Origin of the sequence: Azospirillum oryzae, from assembly GCF_900177515.1 — a bacterium.
GTDB classification, from domain to species: domain Bacteria; phylum Pseudomonadota; class Alphaproteobacteria; order Azospirillales; family Azospirillaceae; genus Azospirillum; species Azospirillum oryzae_A.
Genome location: NZ_FXAK01000001.1, coordinates 13,187 through 27,264, shown reverse-complemented (window position 1 = coordinate 27,264; position 14,078 = coordinate 13,187). Strand labels below are relative to the sequence as shown.

At 68.8% G+C, this 14,078-nt stretch carries 13 protein-coding genes; 5 read left to right on the top strand and 8 right to left on the bottom strand.

Annotated elements, in window-relative coordinates:
• The first annotated feature begins 73 nt into the window (after positions 1-73).
• The 3 genes from B9N97_RS00125 to B9N97_RS00115 all read left to right on the top strand — a co-directional run bounded on the left by B9N97_RS00125 (position 74) and on the right by B9N97_RS00115 (position 3,452).
• A complete protein-coding gene (locus tag B9N97_RS00125) occupies positions 74-1,012 on the top strand; it encodes a LysR family transcriptional regulator (RefSeq protein WP_085082126.1) in 939 nt (312 codons plus the stop codon).
• A 23-nt stretch (positions 1,013-1,035) separates the two neighbouring features.
• Entirely contained in the window at positions 1,036-2,598 is a 1,563-nt protein-coding gene (gene ilvA, locus B9N97_RS00120) for a threonine ammonia-lyase, biosynthetic (protein ID WP_085082124.1), read from the top strand.
• An 80-nt stretch (positions 2,599-2,678) separates the two neighbouring features.
• The gene (locus tag B9N97_RS00115; RefSeq protein WP_085082122.1) at positions 2,679-3,452 is read left to right on the top strand and encodes an SDR family NAD(P)-dependent oxidoreductase; all 774 of its coding nucleotides are present in this window, start codon (positions 2,679-2,681) and stop codon (positions 3,450-3,452) included.
• A gap of 15 nt (positions 3,453-3,467) precedes the next feature.
• Here the strand turns inward: B9N97_RS00115 and vapC are convergent, their stop codons facing one another.
• The gene (vapC, locus tag B9N97_RS00110; RefSeq protein WP_085082120.1) at positions 3,468-3,884 is read right to left on the bottom strand and encodes a type II toxin-antitoxin system tRNA(fMet)-specific endonuclease VapC; all 417 of its coding nucleotides are present in this window, start codon (positions 3,882-3,884) and stop codon (positions 3,468-3,470) included.
• Positions 3,884-4,108, bottom strand: a complete 225-nt coding sequence (gene vapB / locus B9N97_RS00105) for a type II toxin-antitoxin system VapB family antitoxin (RefSeq protein ID WP_085082118.1) — start codon at positions 4,106-4,108, stop codon at positions 3,884-3,886. Before vapB ends, vapC begins: the two co-directional genes overlap by 1 nt.
• Before the next feature lie 203 nt (positions 4,109-4,311).
• On the opposite strand from vapB, the gene B9N97_RS00100 reads away from it, so the two are divergent.
• Positions 4,312-5,784 carry an L-lactate permease gene (locus B9N97_RS00100; RefSeq protein ID WP_085082117.1) on the top strand — a complete coding sequence of 491 codons (1,473 nt, stop codon included), beginning with the start codon at positions 4,312-4,314 and terminating at the stop codon, positions 5,782-5,784.
• A gap of 9 nt (positions 5,785-5,793) precedes the next feature.
• On the opposite strand, the gene B9N97_RS00095 is transcribed toward B9N97_RS00100, so the two are convergent.
• Positions 5,794-6,669 (bottom strand): DMT family transporter, encoded by an 876-nt coding sequence (locus B9N97_RS00095; protein ID WP_085082115.1) that lies wholly within the window; start codon positions 6,667-6,669, stop codon positions 5,794-5,796.
• A gap of 136 nt (positions 6,670-6,805) precedes the next feature.
• On the opposite strand from B9N97_RS00095, the gene B9N97_RS00090 reads away from it, so the two are divergent.
• Positions 6,806-8,299, top strand: a complete 1,494-nt coding sequence (locus B9N97_RS00090) for an aminotransferase-like domain-containing protein (RefSeq protein WP_085082114.1) — start codon at positions 6,806-6,808, stop codon at positions 8,297-8,299.
• Here B9N97_RS00090 and B9N97_RS00085 read toward each other — a convergent pair.
• The 5 genes from B9N97_RS00085 to B9N97_RS00065 all read right to left on the bottom strand — a co-directional run bounded on the left by B9N97_RS00085 (position 8,296) and on the right by B9N97_RS00065 (position 13,776).
• Positions 8,296-11,085: a hybrid sensor histidine kinase/response regulator gene (locus B9N97_RS00085; protein ID WP_208621103.1), complete on the bottom strand. Its 2,790-nt coding sequence runs from the start codon at positions 11,083-11,085 to the stop codon at positions 8,296-8,298. The genes B9N97_RS00090 and B9N97_RS00085 overlap by 4 nt on opposite strands.
• Positions 11,086-11,312: 227 nt before the next feature.
• Complete coding sequence (locus B9N97_RS00080) at positions 11,313-11,573, bottom strand: GlsB/YeaQ/YmgE family stress response membrane protein (protein ID WP_085082112.1); 261 nt, start codon at positions 11,571-11,573, stop codon at positions 11,313-11,315.
• Positions 11,574-11,578: 5 nt separating this feature from the next.
• The gene (locus B9N97_RS00075) at positions 11,579-12,442 is read right to left on the bottom strand and encodes a YihY/virulence factor BrkB family protein (RefSeq protein WP_085082111.1); all 864 of its coding nucleotides are present in this window, start codon (positions 12,440-12,442) and stop codon (positions 11,579-11,581) included.
• Between the two features lie 63 nt (positions 12,443-12,505).
• On the bottom strand, positions 12,506-12,682 hold the full coding sequence (locus B9N97_RS00070) for a CsbD family protein (protein ID WP_085082110.1): 177 nt from the start codon (positions 12,680-12,682) through the stop codon (positions 12,506-12,508).
• 83 nt (positions 12,683-12,765) lie between these two features.
• A complete protein-coding gene (locus tag B9N97_RS00065; protein WP_244560471.1) occupies positions 12,766-13,776 on the bottom strand; it encodes a LysR family transcriptional regulator in 1,011 nt (336 codons plus the stop codon).
• Positions 13,777-14,078 lie beyond the last annotated feature (302 nt).

The following is a 14,078-nucleotide window of genomic DNA, read 5'->3' as shown; positions in this document are numbered from 1 at the left end:
TGATGGGGAGTATGGCGGCCGGTCCGATCGAACGGTAGCCGAACCCAGTGTAGATTTTCTATACGTTGTACGTATGAGCGCTGATCTTTCCGCGGTCGGTAGCGACCGCATCGCCCTGCTTGAGACCTTCGTCCGCATCGTCGAGTCCGGCAGCCTGTCGGCCGCCGCGGCGCAGATGGGCAGCACCCAGCCGACGGTCAGCCGCCGGCTGCAGCAGCTGGAGCGGCTGCTGGGCATCCGGCTGTTGCAACGCTCCACCCACCGGATGAACCTGACGGAGGACGGCACACGCTGCTACGAGCGGGCCAAGGATCTGCTGGCGGGCTGGCAGATGCTGGAAAGCGACGTGCGCGGGGCCGACGACCAGCCGTCCGGCCATCTGCGGATCGTGGCGCCGCACGCCTTCGGGCAGCAGCAGCTGATCGGCCCGGTGGCGGATTACCTGCGCCGCTATCCGAGCATGACGGTTGAATGGTACCTGCACGACCGCATGCCGGACTTCATCGGCGAGGGCATCGACTGCGCCATCCGCGTCGGCGAGGTGGCGGATCCCTCGGTCGTCGCCCTGCGGCTGGCGGAGGTGCCGCGCATCGTCGTCGCCTCCCCCGACCTGCTCGGCGACCGGCCGTTGCCGCGCCATCCGGACGAGCTGGCGGAGCTGCCCTGGCTGGCGCTGCGCACCTTCTACCGGGACGAGGTGGAGCTGACCCATGCCGGAACCGGCGAGACGGCCCGCTTTCCCATCCGGCCGCGCCTGTCCACCGACGGGCTGCAGGCTATCCGCAACGCGGCGATTCTGGGACTCGGCGCCGCCATCGGCTCGCAATGGGCGTTGGTGGACGATCTGGCGGCCCGGCGGCTGGTGCAGCTGGCGCCGGACTGGCGGGCGGCGACCCTGCCGGTCAGCCTGGTTTATCCGCCCTCCCGCCACCAGCCGGCCCGCCTGCGCCGCTTCATCGAGGTGATGCGCGTCGCCGTGCCCATCGCCTTCCGCGCGGTCCAGGCTCCCTAGCGCAAGACCGCGCGGGATTTGCTATGGTCGCCGCGACCTGTTCAGGAAGGCCGATGTTCATGCACGAGTATGTCCGCAAGATCCTCACCGCGCGCGTCTATGACGTCGCCATCGAAAGCCCGCTCGATCCGATGCCGCGGCTGTCGCAGCGCCTGAACAACATCGCGCTGCTGAAGCGCGAGGACTTGCAGCCCGTCTTCTCCTTCAAGCTGCGCGGCGCCTACAACAAGATGGTCGGCTTGGCCCCGGAGGTGCGGGAACGCGGGGTGGTGTGCGCGTCGGCCGGCAACCACGCTCAGGGCGTGGCGCTGTCGGCGCAGAAGCTGGAGATCAAGGCGGTGATCGTCATGCCGCGCACGACGCCCGCCATCAAGATCCAGGCGGTGAAGAGCCGCGGCGGCAAGGTCGTCCTGCATGGCGACGTCTTCGACGACGCCTATCTCCATGCCCGCCAGATTGAGGCGGAGAAGGGGCTGACCTTCATCCACCCCTATGACGACCCCGACGTGATCGCCGGCCAAGGCACCGTCGGCATGGAGATCCTGCGCCAGCACCCGCACCCGCTGGATGCCATCTTCGTGCAGATCGGCGGCGGCGGGCTGGCCGCCGGGGTGGCCGCCTACGTCAAGTTCCTGCGCCCCGACGTGAAGGTGATCGGGGTGGAGCCCGACGACGCGGCCAGCATGGGCGCGGCCATCGCGGCGGGGAAGCGCGTGCAGCTCGATCAGGTCGGGCTGTTCGCCGACGGCGTCGCCGTCCGGCAGGTCGGATCCGAGACCTTCCGGCTGTGCAGCGAGCTGCTGGACGAGGTCATCACCGTCAACACCGACGAGATCTGCGCCGCGGTCAAGGACATCTTCGAGGACACCCGCGCCATCACCGAACCGTCGGGCGCGGTCGGTCTGGCGGGCCTGAAGAAATACGCGGAGCGCGAGGGGCTGCAGGGCAAGGGGCTGGTGGCGATCGGCAGCGGCGCCAACATGAACTTCGACCGGCTGCGCCACATTGCCGAGCGGGCCGAGATCGGCGAACGGCGCGAGGCGCTGCTGGCCGTCACCATCCCGGAGCGGCCCGGCGCCTACCGGCAGTTCATCCAGGCGCTCGGCAAGCGGTCGATCACCGAGTTCAACTATCGCTATGCCGACGACCGCGAGGCGCAGATCTTCGTCGGCGTCCAGTTGACCGAGGGTGATGCGGAAAAGCGCCAGATCATCGAATTGCTGCGCGGCCTGGACTGCCCGGTGCTGGACATGAGCGACAACGAAATGGCGAAGCTCCATGTCCGCTACATGGTCGGCGGCCGGGTGCGCGGGCTGAAGGACGAACTGCTCTACCGCTTCCAATTCCCCGAACGGCCGGGGGCCCTGCTGAAGTTCCTGAACGGGCTGGCGCAGGACTGGAACATCTCGCTCTTCCATTACCGCAACCATGGTGCCGATTACGGGCGGGTGCTGGCCGGCATCCAGGTGCCGGAAAAGGACCGCGCGCGGTTCCGGCGCTGCCTCGACGATCTCGGATACCCGTATTGGGACGAGAGCGGCAACCCGGCCTACCGGCTGTTCCTGGCCGAACCGCAGCCAAGCTGACCGGGGCGGCGGCCGAACTTGACCCCGACCATCGTTGCGGTAAGCCTGAGCCTGAATCCGTCATGAGGAAAGATTACGCGATGTCGAACACTGCCTCCAAAACCGCAATCGTCACCGGCGCCACCTCCGGATTCGGCGATGCCATCGCCCGGCGTCTGGTCGCGGAGGGCTGGCGGATCGTCGCCACCGGCCGGCGCCAGGACCGGCTGGATGCCCTGGTCGAGGCGCTGGGCGGGCCGGCGGTGGTCCACCCGCTGTGCTTCGACATCCGCGACGAGGCGGCGACCCGCACCGCGCTGGAGTCGCTGCCGCAGGAGTTCGCCGACATCTCCGTCCTGGTCAACAATGCCGGTCTGGCGCTCGGCACCGCGGCGGCGCAGGACTGCGACCTGGAACAGTGGCGGACGATGATCGACACCAACGTCACCGGGCTGGTGACGATCACCCGGCTGCTGCTGGCCCGGCTGATCGCGCAGCGCGGGCTGATCGTCAACCTTGCCTCCGTCGCCTCCAACTGGCCCTATCCCGGCGGCAACGTCTATGGCGGCACCAAGGCTTTCGTCCGGCAGTTCTCGCTCGGCCTGCGTAGCGACCTGTCGGCCCAGGGCGTGCGTGTGACCTCCATCGAGCCCGGTCTGGCGGAAAGCGAATTCACCCTGGTGCGCACCGGCGGCAACAAGGACGCCTACGACGCGCTCTATGCCGGGGCCAACCCGCTGCAGCCGGAGGACATCGCCGAGACGGTGCGCTGGGTGGTCTCGCTGCCCCCACACGTCAACATCAACAGCGTGGAGATCATGCCGGTGAGCCAGTCCTGGGCCCCGTTCAAGATCCACCGCGACACGCCGGCCTGAGGTCGGGCGAGGCGGTCAGAACCCACGCGGTTCGTCCAGCCAATCCTCGCACCGCAGACCCGCCACACGGTCGAACTCGCCGAGGTTGCCGGTGACCACGACCAGCCCGCGGCTGCGCGCGTGGCCGGCGATCATCAGGTCATACGGGCCGATCACGCAGCCCCGGCGCTCCAGATCGGCCCGGATGTCGCCGTAATGTCCGGCCGCCTCGTCATCGAAGGGCAGCACTTCGAGCCGGGCGGTCAGCCGTTCGACCTCCCGGCGTTTCTCGGCCGGTCGGTCGGACTTGGCGGCGCCGTGCAGAAGCTCCGCCAGCGTCACCGCCGAGATGCACAGGCCGTCCGCTTCCGCATTGAACCTGACACGGGCACTCTGGGGACGGTCGCGCAGGACGCGGATGCAGACATTGGTGTCCAGCATGTAGCGCAGCATCACCACGCCTCGCGCTCCTGCATCTCCGGCTGGTCGCGGTCGGGGAACGCGATGCCGGGAGACTGGAAGAAATCGTCCCACACGCTGTCGGCCGGCACGATCAGCCGCCGCGCGCCATCGCGCAGGATGACCACCTCGCGGACATGCGCGGGAAAGGACACGTCCTTCGGCAGGCGAACGGCCTGACTGCGGTTGGACTGGAACAGGGTCGTCCGGACCGTCATGGCGCACCTCCCTTGTATATCCCTATCGTATATCCCAGCGGTTTCCGGGTCAACCCGACACGATCCTGCGGAAGCCGACGTCCTGGCACGCGGTCACCGCTGCAAACGCGGAAAGATTGCGCCGCATCAGATATATTAGTATCCATTGACCCCGGCCAGGGTCACGCGCCGGCTTTCTCCCACCGGAACGCGTCTGCCCAACCATGCCCCTTGCCTTCCACATGATGCCGCTTGTCGGCACGATCCTGCTGCTTGCCTCCCGCCGTGTCAGCCTTCTGTCGGCGGGCGTCGTCGGCATGGCGCTGGCGCTCGTCACGATGATCGTCACCATGGCCGCTGCCCAGCCGTCGGCCGGTCCGGTGTTGGAGATGGCGGCGGCCAAGGCGGGTGAAGGCGCGTGGCTGGCATGGCACGCGATGTCGATCATCGCCGCCGGACTGCTGTTCCACCGCGCATTCGAGGCGCGCGGCGCCCGCTCCGCCGCGGTCGCACAGGAGAACCGCCGGCGCGCCGTCTTCGTCGCCTGCTTCCTGGTCGGCCCCTTCGCGGAGTCGGTGACAGGGTTCGGCATCGGGCTGGTCGTCGCCCTCGCCATGCTGCGCACCATCGGGCTGCCGCCGGTGCAGTCGGCGGCGCTCGGCCTGTTCAGTCAGGTGCTGGCCGCCTGGGGCGCGATGGGCGTCGGCACGCGGGTCGGGGCCGAGCTGATCGGCGTGTCCTTCACCGAACTCGGAACCGCCAGCGCCCTGCTGATGGCGGTGGTTCTGCCCTGTCTTCTGCCGGTGTTCTGGGGGTTGATCCACTCCTCCGGACTGCGCTCCGGCTTTGCCGACCGGTTGTCGGACGTCGCGCTTCTCCTGTGTCTGGCCGGGCTGATCTGGCTCACCAACCTGTTCGTGGCGCCGGAACTGGGCGGCGGGCTGGCGACCGGCCTGCTGTTGCTGGTGGTGGAGGGGCCGCGCCTGCTGCGCAGCGGCGTCCGCGTCCGGGATCTGGTCGGGCGGCTCTGGCCCTACGGGCTGCTGATCGCGGCACTGATGGCCACCCGCCTGCTGCCACCGCTGTCCGACTGGACCGGGCGGTGGCTGGTGCTCGACCCGTTCGACGGTCTCGCCCCGCTGGCGCTGCTGCGCCATCCGGCGACGTGGCTGGTGCTGATCGCCGGCATCCTGCTGTCCGGCTTGCCCTCGACCGAGGCCGGAAAACTGGTCCGCGCCTCCCTGCGTGCCGCCCTGGTGCCGATGGCGGCGACGTTGGTCTTCGTCGAGTTCGCCACCTTCATGGCCGCGTCCGGCGGAGCGGCGATGTTCGGCGAGGCATGGCGCGAGGCGGCGGGGCGATTCGCCGTTCTGGCCAGCCCGGTCTTCGGCGCCGCTGCCGGGATGCTGACCGGCTCCAACACCGCCTCCAACGCCCTGATGATGCACATCCAGCTGAGCCTCGCCGCCGAAAGCGGCCTGCCGCCGATGCTGATCGCGGCAATCCAGACCGTGTCGGGCAGCATCTGCACCATGCTCACCCCTGGCCGCATCGTGCTCGCCGCCGGCCTCGTCGGACTGGAGCGGTCGGAGGGGGCGATCTACCGCCGCGCCCTGCCGATCGGGCTGGCCACCATCCTCGCCCTGCTCGCCGTCATCGTCGTGATGGCCGGCGTCAAGGCGCATGGACTGGCATAGCCGCCCCGCTCAGGCGAACCGCTTCGCCCCCGCGACACACAGCACGACCAGCCCGGCGGCGGCGATCATCGTCCAGGCCACCGGCTCGCCCAGCAGCAGCCCGGCCAGGATCAGGCCGAAGGCGGGCTGGAGCAACTGCAGCTGCCCGACCCCGGCGATGCCGCCCAGCGCCAGCCCGCGATACCAGAAAACGAATCCCACCAGCATGCTGAACACCGAGACATAGCCGAGCCCGATCCAGGCCGGCGCCGCGATGCCGGTCCAGTCGTCCGGCATGGTCGCCAGCGCCACCACAGCCATTGCCGGCAGCGCCAGCAGCAAGGCCCACGAGATCACCTGCCAACCGCCCAGCCGGCGCGACAGGGCCGCCCCCTCGGCATAGCCCAGCCCGCAGAGCAGGATCGCCAGGATCATCAGCAGGTCGCCGGCCAGCGACGCGCCGCCGCCCTGCCACAGGGCGAAGCCGGCGACGGTCAGGCTTCCCGCCGTCGCGAACAGCCAGAAGGCGGGCCGTGGTCGCTCCCGGGCCCGCAGCACCCCGAACAGGGCGGTGGCGAGCGGCAGCAGGCCGATGAAGACGATCGACTGCGCCGACGTGATGTGCTGAAGCGCCAATGCGGTCAGCAGGGGAAAGCCGGCGACGACGCCCAGCGCCACGATGGCGAGGGAGGGAAGGTCGCGGCGCGCCGGCCGTGCCTGCCGCAGCAGCGCCAGCAGCGCCGCCGCCAGGGCCGCCGCGATCACCGCCCGCGCCGCCGTCAGGAACAGCGGCGTGAAGCCGCCGACCGCGACCCGCGTCGCCGGCAGCGACCCGCTGAAGATGAGCACGCCGAGCAGCCCGCTGCCCCATCCTGCCGCCCCTCGTCCCGCTATCGACCGTCGCATCCCGTCTTCCCTTCCTGCACCGAACCTCGTGCCGCGATGCTAGCGCGAAGGCCCCTGGCGGAGACAGCGACAGTCCAATACAATTCCACCGAACTGTACTGGCTTACAGAGCAATACACTTTCCTGTGACGGAACCATGACGGGCAGAACGGGCACGCGAACCGCCGAGGTGATGGACGCGATCCGCCGCAGGATGGCGAGCCGCACCCTGTCGCCGGGGGAGAAGCTGCCCTCGATCCGCGGCTTCGCCGCCACCATGGGCGTGTCGCCCTCGACCGTAGTGGAGGCCTATGACCGGCTGGCGGCCGAAGGCGTGATCCGGTCACGGCCGGGGTCCGGCTTCTATGTCGGCGGCGCCACGCCGCCGCTGGCACTGGCGGAGGCGGAGCCGAGGCTCGACCGCGCCATCGATCCCTTCTGGGTGTCGCGGCAGTCGCTGGATGCCGGGGCGGAGATGCTGAAGCCGGGTTGCGGCTGGCTGCCGGCCGACTGGATGCCGAACGCGGCGATCCGCCGGGCGATCCGCCAACTCGCGCGCGCCGACGACGGCCTGCTGGCGGATTATGGCGGCACGCGCGGATCGCTGCCCTTGCGCCGGCTGCTGGCCCGCCAGTTCGCCGACGAAGGGATGGCGGCGGGCGCCGACCAGATCCTGCTGACCGCCTCGGGAACCCAGGCCATCGACCTGATCTGCCGCTTCCTGCTGCGGCCGGGCGACACGGTGCTGGTCGACGACCCGTGCTACTTCAATTTCCAGGCCCTGCTGCGCGCCCATCAGGCGCGGGTCGTCGGCGTGCCCTATACCCGGACCGGTCCGGACACCGACCTGTTCGCCCAGGCGCTGGCGACGCACCGACCGCGCCTCTACATCACCAACTCGGCGCTGCACAACCCGACCGGCGCGACGATGACGCCGCAGACCGCCCACCGGCTGCTCTGCGCCGCGGCAGCCCATGACCCCGCCGCCGATACCCTCACCATCATCGAGGACGACATCTTCGCCGGTTTCGAGCCGGAACCGTCACCCCGCCTCGCCGCCCTCGACGGGCTGGCCCGCGTCATCCGGATCGGCAGCTTCTCCAAGACGCTGTCCGCCTCGATCCGCTGCGGCTACATCGCGGCGCGGCCGGACTGGGTGGAGGCGCTGGTCGATCTGCAGGTGGCGACGAACTTCGGCGGCCCCAGCCCGGCCGCGTCCGAACTCATCCTCGCGACCTTGAACGACGGCAGCCATCGCAAGCACCTCGACGGTCTCCGCCGCCGTCTGGCCCGGCTCCGGCGCGAGACGGCCGCACGGCTGGAATCCCTCGGCCTGCGGCCATGGCTGATGCCACGCGGCGGCTTCTATCTCTGGTGCGGCCTGCCGGACGGGCGGGACGCCGCCGACGTCGCCCGCGCGGCATTGCGCGAGAATGTCGTGCTCGCCCCCGGCGACGTGTTCAGCGTCTCGCAGTCGGCATCCGGCTTTCTGCGCTTCAACGTCGCCCAGATGGGCGACCCGCGGATCTACGAGGCTTTGGGACGGGCGATGGCGAATACTCCCTCTCTACCCCGGGGAGAGGGTCGGGGTGAGGGGGATGCACATGCTGGATTTTCGGGAGAGTGCCGCCGCGCGCTCCCCTCACCCTAACCCTCTCCCCGGGGGAGAGAGGGGATTTTCCTCAGCGCCTCGTGCAGCGTCTGCAGCAGCGTGTCGATCCGGTAGGGTTTCGACAGCACCGCGATTCCTTCGGTGCGGGCCACCTCCTCGCTGTAGCCGGTGGTCAACACCACCGGCAGGCCGGGCCGCAGGACGGCCGCCTCGCGGCTGAGGTCGATGCCGCTCAGCCGGCCCGGCATCACCACGTCGGAAAAGAGCAGGTCGATCCGTTCGTCGCCGGCCAGCAGCGGCAGCGCCTCGTCGGCGGAGCCGGCGCGCAGAACGGTCCAGCCGCTCTCCTCCAGCGCAGCGGCGACGGAGGAGGCGACGACCGGATCGTCCTCCACCATCAGAACCCGTGCGCCCGCGATGAACGGCCGGGCCGCGTCGGCGGCGACGGCCGGCACCCGCGGCACCCCCGCCGTGGCGCGCAGCAGCAGGACGATGCGGGTTCCCTCCCCCGGCCGGCTTTCGATCCAGACGGTGCCGCCCGCCTGCCGAGCCAGCCCATAGACCTGCGCCAGACCGAGGCCGGAGCCCTTGCCGACCTCCTTGGTGGTGAAGAAGGGGTCGAAGGCCTTCGCCGCCACCTCCGGCGTCATTCCCGTTCCGGTGTCGGCGACCGTCAGCCGCAGGAACTCCCCCTCCAATCCCGCCCCATCCAACCCAGATGCATCGCCGGGACCCAGCGTCCGGTTCTCCGCCGCGATGGACAGGGTGCCGCCCTCCGGCATCGCGTCGCGGGCGTTCACCGCCATGTTGATCAGAGCCAGCTCGAACTGCGTGGGGTCCGCCTCGATGGGGTGGAGGCCGGGGGCGAAACGGGTTTCCAGCCGGATGTCGGCGCGGAGCGCACGTTCCAGCAGGCCGGCCATGCCGAGCACGCGGTCGCGCACGTCGATCGGCTCAGGGCGCAGGCTGTCGCGGCGGGCGAAGCCCATCAGCTGCTGGACCAGCTTGGCGCCGCGGTCGACCGCCTGCATGCCCGCCTCCAGCAGCGGCGCCAGCTTCGGCTCGGCGCTGCGGCGGCCGATCATGGTCAGGCAACTGCTGAGCGCCTGGAGCAGGTTGTTGAAGTCGTGCGCCACGCCGCCGGTCAGCTGGCCCACCGCCTCCATCTTCTGCGCCTGGCGCAGCTGGTCCTCGGCCCGGCGCAGCGCCGCCTCGGACTCCTTGCGCGCGGTAACGTCGCGTCCCACCGCATGGATGAAGCGGTCGTCCGGCACCGCGGTCCAGGAGATCCAGCGATAGGATCCGTCCTTGTGGCGATAGCGGTTCTCGAACCGCAGGGTGGTCAGGCCGCATTCCAGCCGGCCGGCCTCCGCCACCGTCGCCGCAAGGTCGTCGGGATGGACGAAGTCGAGGAACGCCACATCCTGCAGCTCCGCCTCCTCCCAGCCCAGCAGGGTGGTCCAGGCCGGATTGACCGCGGTGATCGTGCCGTCGAACCGCGCCACCAGCATGATGTCGGTCGACAGCCGCCACATGCGGTCGCGGTCGGCGGTCCGTTCCGCCACCCGCTGCTCCAGCGTCGCGTTCAGGGCGCGCAACGCGTCCTCGGCGCATTTGCGGTCGGTGATGTCGTAACAGGCGCCGAGAATCCGCGCCTCCCCATCCTTTTCCCCCGCCATGGCCTGCGCCCGCCGGGCGATCCAGCGCTCCGCCCCGCTGTCCGGCCGCCTGATGCGGTATTCGACATAGCCCACCCCATCCGTCGGCACCTGTCCGGGGCGCAGCGTGTTCAGATTGGCCCGGTCGTCCGGGTGGATCAGGGCGACCAGCTCCTCCAGCCGCACCAACGGGCGTTCCTCGATGCCCCACAGGCGGCAGAACTGGGGCGATACCGCCAGCATGCCGTCGACGCGCAGTTCGAAGGTGCCGACCCCGCCGGCGTCCTGGGCGATGTGCAGCCGCTGCTGGCTCTCGCGCAGCGCCTCCTCCGTCCGCTTCATGCCCGTCACGTCGCTGCCCTGGACGAACATGCCCATGACCCGGCCCTGGTCGTCGCGGATCGGCTGGAAGACGAAGGTGACGAAGCGCTCCTCCAGCGGCGCGCCGGGACGCCGGGCGATTCGCGCCGGCATCCCCTCGCCGACGAAGGGCTCGCCCGTCGCATAGACCTGATCGGCCAGCTCGAAGAATCCCTGGCCGACGATCTCCGGCAGCGCCTCCCGCGCCGGCTTGCCGATGATGTCGCGGCGGCCGATCAGGTCGAAATAGGCGTCGTTCGCCATCTCATAGACATGGTCGGGTCCGCGCCAGACATACATGAAGCCCGGCGCCTGCCGGAACAGCGCCCGCAGCCGCTCGTTGGCGAGCCGAATCTCCTCTTCCGCCCGCGCGCGCTCCACTGCCGACGTTGTCTCGGCGACGATGCAGAGGAAGCCGCCGACCCGCCCGGCCTCGTCGGTGATCGGCGTGTAGGAGAAGGTGAAATAGCAGTCCTCGGTTGCTCCGTTCCGCTCCAGCGGGACCCGCAAATCCTCGTGCCGCAACGGCTCCCCGTCATAGACGCGGCGGACGAAGTCGCCGGCCACCGGCCAGGCGTCGGGCCAGACCTCCCTCATCGGCCGCCCCAGCGCCTGCGGGTGACGGGCTCCCAGAATGTCCAGATAGGCGTCGTTGTAGAGGAAGGTGACGTCCGGGCCCCAGCCGATGAACATCGCCTGCCGCGACCGCAGCATCAGGCCGACCGTGAAACGCAGCTCCTGCGGCCAGTCATCCATCGGGCCGAGCGGCGTGGACGCCCAGTCATGGCCGCGCATGAGCGCACCCATCCCTGTCGCCCCGGTCGAAAAGACAGGCGGAGACTCTCCGGCCGACAGCGGGCTCACCGGCGCCGCCCGGCGCCGGCAGGAAGCGGATAAGCTTGGACGTTCATCAATGCGGGCGAGCGATCGGGGATGGATTGACAGCCTTATCCCACGCAAACGGAGCATTGTGATAGCTGTCCAATCGTCAGCCCCGATCAAGTTTCAGCGATGGATTTTCCTGAGGAGACAGGTCAGCCCACCGTCCGCCTGCCGGCGACCGCGTGGTAAATCCACAGGACGACGATGGCGCCGAAGATGGCGACCAGAATGCTCCAGATGTTGAAGCCGGTGATGCCGGCACCGCCGATGATGCTCATGAGGAAGCCGCCGACCAGCGCGCCGACGATCCCCAGCACGATGTCCATCATGACACCCTGCCCCGACTTGTTCACGATCTTGGAGGCGATGAAGCCCGCGATCAGGCCGAGAATGATCCAAGCGATGATACCCATGGCCGTTACTCCTCTGCGGTGAGTGGTTGTTGGTTAGGGCCCCCGCCGTATCGGCGCCACAGAACGTTGATCTCCGAACCGAGGAGGATCACCAGCCCGGCGATGTAGAGCCAGAGCATCAGCGTGATGACCGCGCCGATGCTGCCGTAGGTGGCGTCGTAATCGGCGAAATGGCCGGCATAGAGCGAGAAGCCGAGCGAGGCGGCGATCAGCAGGGCGGTGCCGACCACGCTGCCGGGGGTGATGAAGACGAAGCGCTCCCTGATGTTCGGGCCATAGCGGTAGATCACCGCGAAACCCAGCAGCAGCGCCAGGACGATGACGACCCAGCGGAAGGTCGCGAAGAATGTCAGCAGCACGCCGGAAAAGCCGTACCGGTTGCCGATCCAGTCCTGCAGGATGCCGCCCAGCACGATCAGCGAGAAGGCGCCGATCACCATGACTTCGAACAGCAGGCTCAATCCCAGCGCCACCAGCCGGGCGCGGACGAAGCTGCGCGCCTCCTTGACGTCATAGGTGATGTTGAGCTGCTGCATGACGGCATACATGCCGGTGGTGGTCGCCCACACCGTTCCCAGCAGGCCGAAGGACAGCAACCCGCCGCGCCGCTCCCCGGTCACCTGCCCCACCACGTCGCGGACCATGCCGGACGCCTGATCGGGCAGCGCCTGCCCCAGCAGATCCATGATCGCCCGATCGACATTGTCGATGGGCAGGTAGGGGATGATGCTCATCGTCGCGATCAGCGCCGGGAACAGGGCGAGCGTCAGGTAGAAACCGAGTGCGGCTGCCCCGTTGAAGACATTGTCCTCGGTGGTGGCGTGATAGAGGTCCCGGAGAAATCGTCCGGGAGACACCCCATTGAGCATGGCGGGATTTCCCTGCCGGGGAGCGGCCCCGCGGCGGACTGTGCCGCGCGGGGCCTTGCGTCCTCAGCTCTTGCCCTTCAGGGCGTCCTTGACGCCGCCGACGGCGTTCTCTGCCTTGCCCTTCGCCTTGTCGGCCGCGCCCTCGGCCTTCATCTTCTCGTCGCCGGTGACCTCGCCGACGCCCTTCTTGATGCTGCCCTTGGCCTTGTCCATGGCGCCTTCGGTGCGGTCCTTGTCCATGTGGTCCTCCTGATCGTAAGGATTCGGCCGGAATGAAGCCGGCCTTCGCCATAGACAACGCTCCAACGGGCGGATCGTTACGGTCAGGCCGGCTGTGACATCGCCGCCGGCGGCGATTCCGCCGCCTCGCCGGCCAATTCCCTGGCCGGCGCCGTCGCCAGCGCCGTCTGCAGATACTCCAGGAAGGCCCGCTCGGCGCGGTTCAGCTTGGCCTGCTCGTTCCAGATCAGGTGGACGTTGACCGGCGCGATCCCTTCATAGGGCGGCAGTTCCCACAGCAGCCCGTCATCGACGTCGCGGGCGGCGATGTGTTCGGGCAGCGGGCCGATGCCGAGACCGCAGAGGATCATCCGCCTCACCTCCTCCAGATTGGCGGAGGACGCGACGACGCGGCCGGCGAATCCCTCCCGCGCGCGGAACAGGGTCAGCGGCGACAGGGCGCCGTCGATCTGGTCGGAGGTGAAGGAGACGAAATTCTCGTGCCGCAGCTCGGCTATGTCGATGTCGTGCTGACCGAACAGCCGGAATCCCGGGCCGCAATAGAGCCGGTAGGTCTGGCGCAGGAAAATCTGGCTCGACAGCCCCGGAATCGGTTCGCGCAGCAGGCAGATTGCCATGGCGCCGACCCGCTGCTGCAACGCGATGTGCGCGTCGGCAGACGCCATCACGTCGATGCGGAAGGTCACCTGCGGGTACATCCGGTGGAACTCCCGCAGCGAGCGGTCGAGCAGCGGCGTCTGGATGCGGCTGGTCATCAGGATATGGACATGGCCGCTGATCTCGTCCTTGGCGTCGCGCACCAGCGCGCCCAGGCGCGACACGGTGGCATGGATCGACACCGCCTCGTCATAGACCTGCTCGCCGGCGGCGGTGACGGCGAAGCGTCCGGGGCCGCGGTCGATCAGCGTGCGGCCAAGCTGTTCCTCCAGCCGCTTCAGCGCGAGGCTGACCGCCGGCTGCGTTAAAAACAGGCGGACCGCGGCCTTGGTGAAGCTCCCCTCCTGCACGATCACCATGAAGGTGCGCAGCAGGTTCCAGTCCATCTGCTGGCCAAGACGGGCCAATGCCTGCCGTTCCGCCTCGCTTTCGTTCAACGCCCTGCCCTCTCCGTCGGTGCCCGATTCCGGTGCATCCCTGCCGCCGCCCAAATTCTACGCACATGATCGCACTGTGAGCAACTGCGGCATAAATCAGATTCATGGGGGAAATGAAAAATGCTTATTTGCCTGATCGATTTGTTCATCGCCTAATCGACACATGGCGACCCTCAAACATCGCCAAGCCGCACACTGCATAACGCGCCGATATGGCGGTCATATCCATTAGGGATAGGCCGCAACGCAACAGATTCGTCTTTTTCCACTCGCCCGCGCAATCATACCGCAGAGGCGAAAAG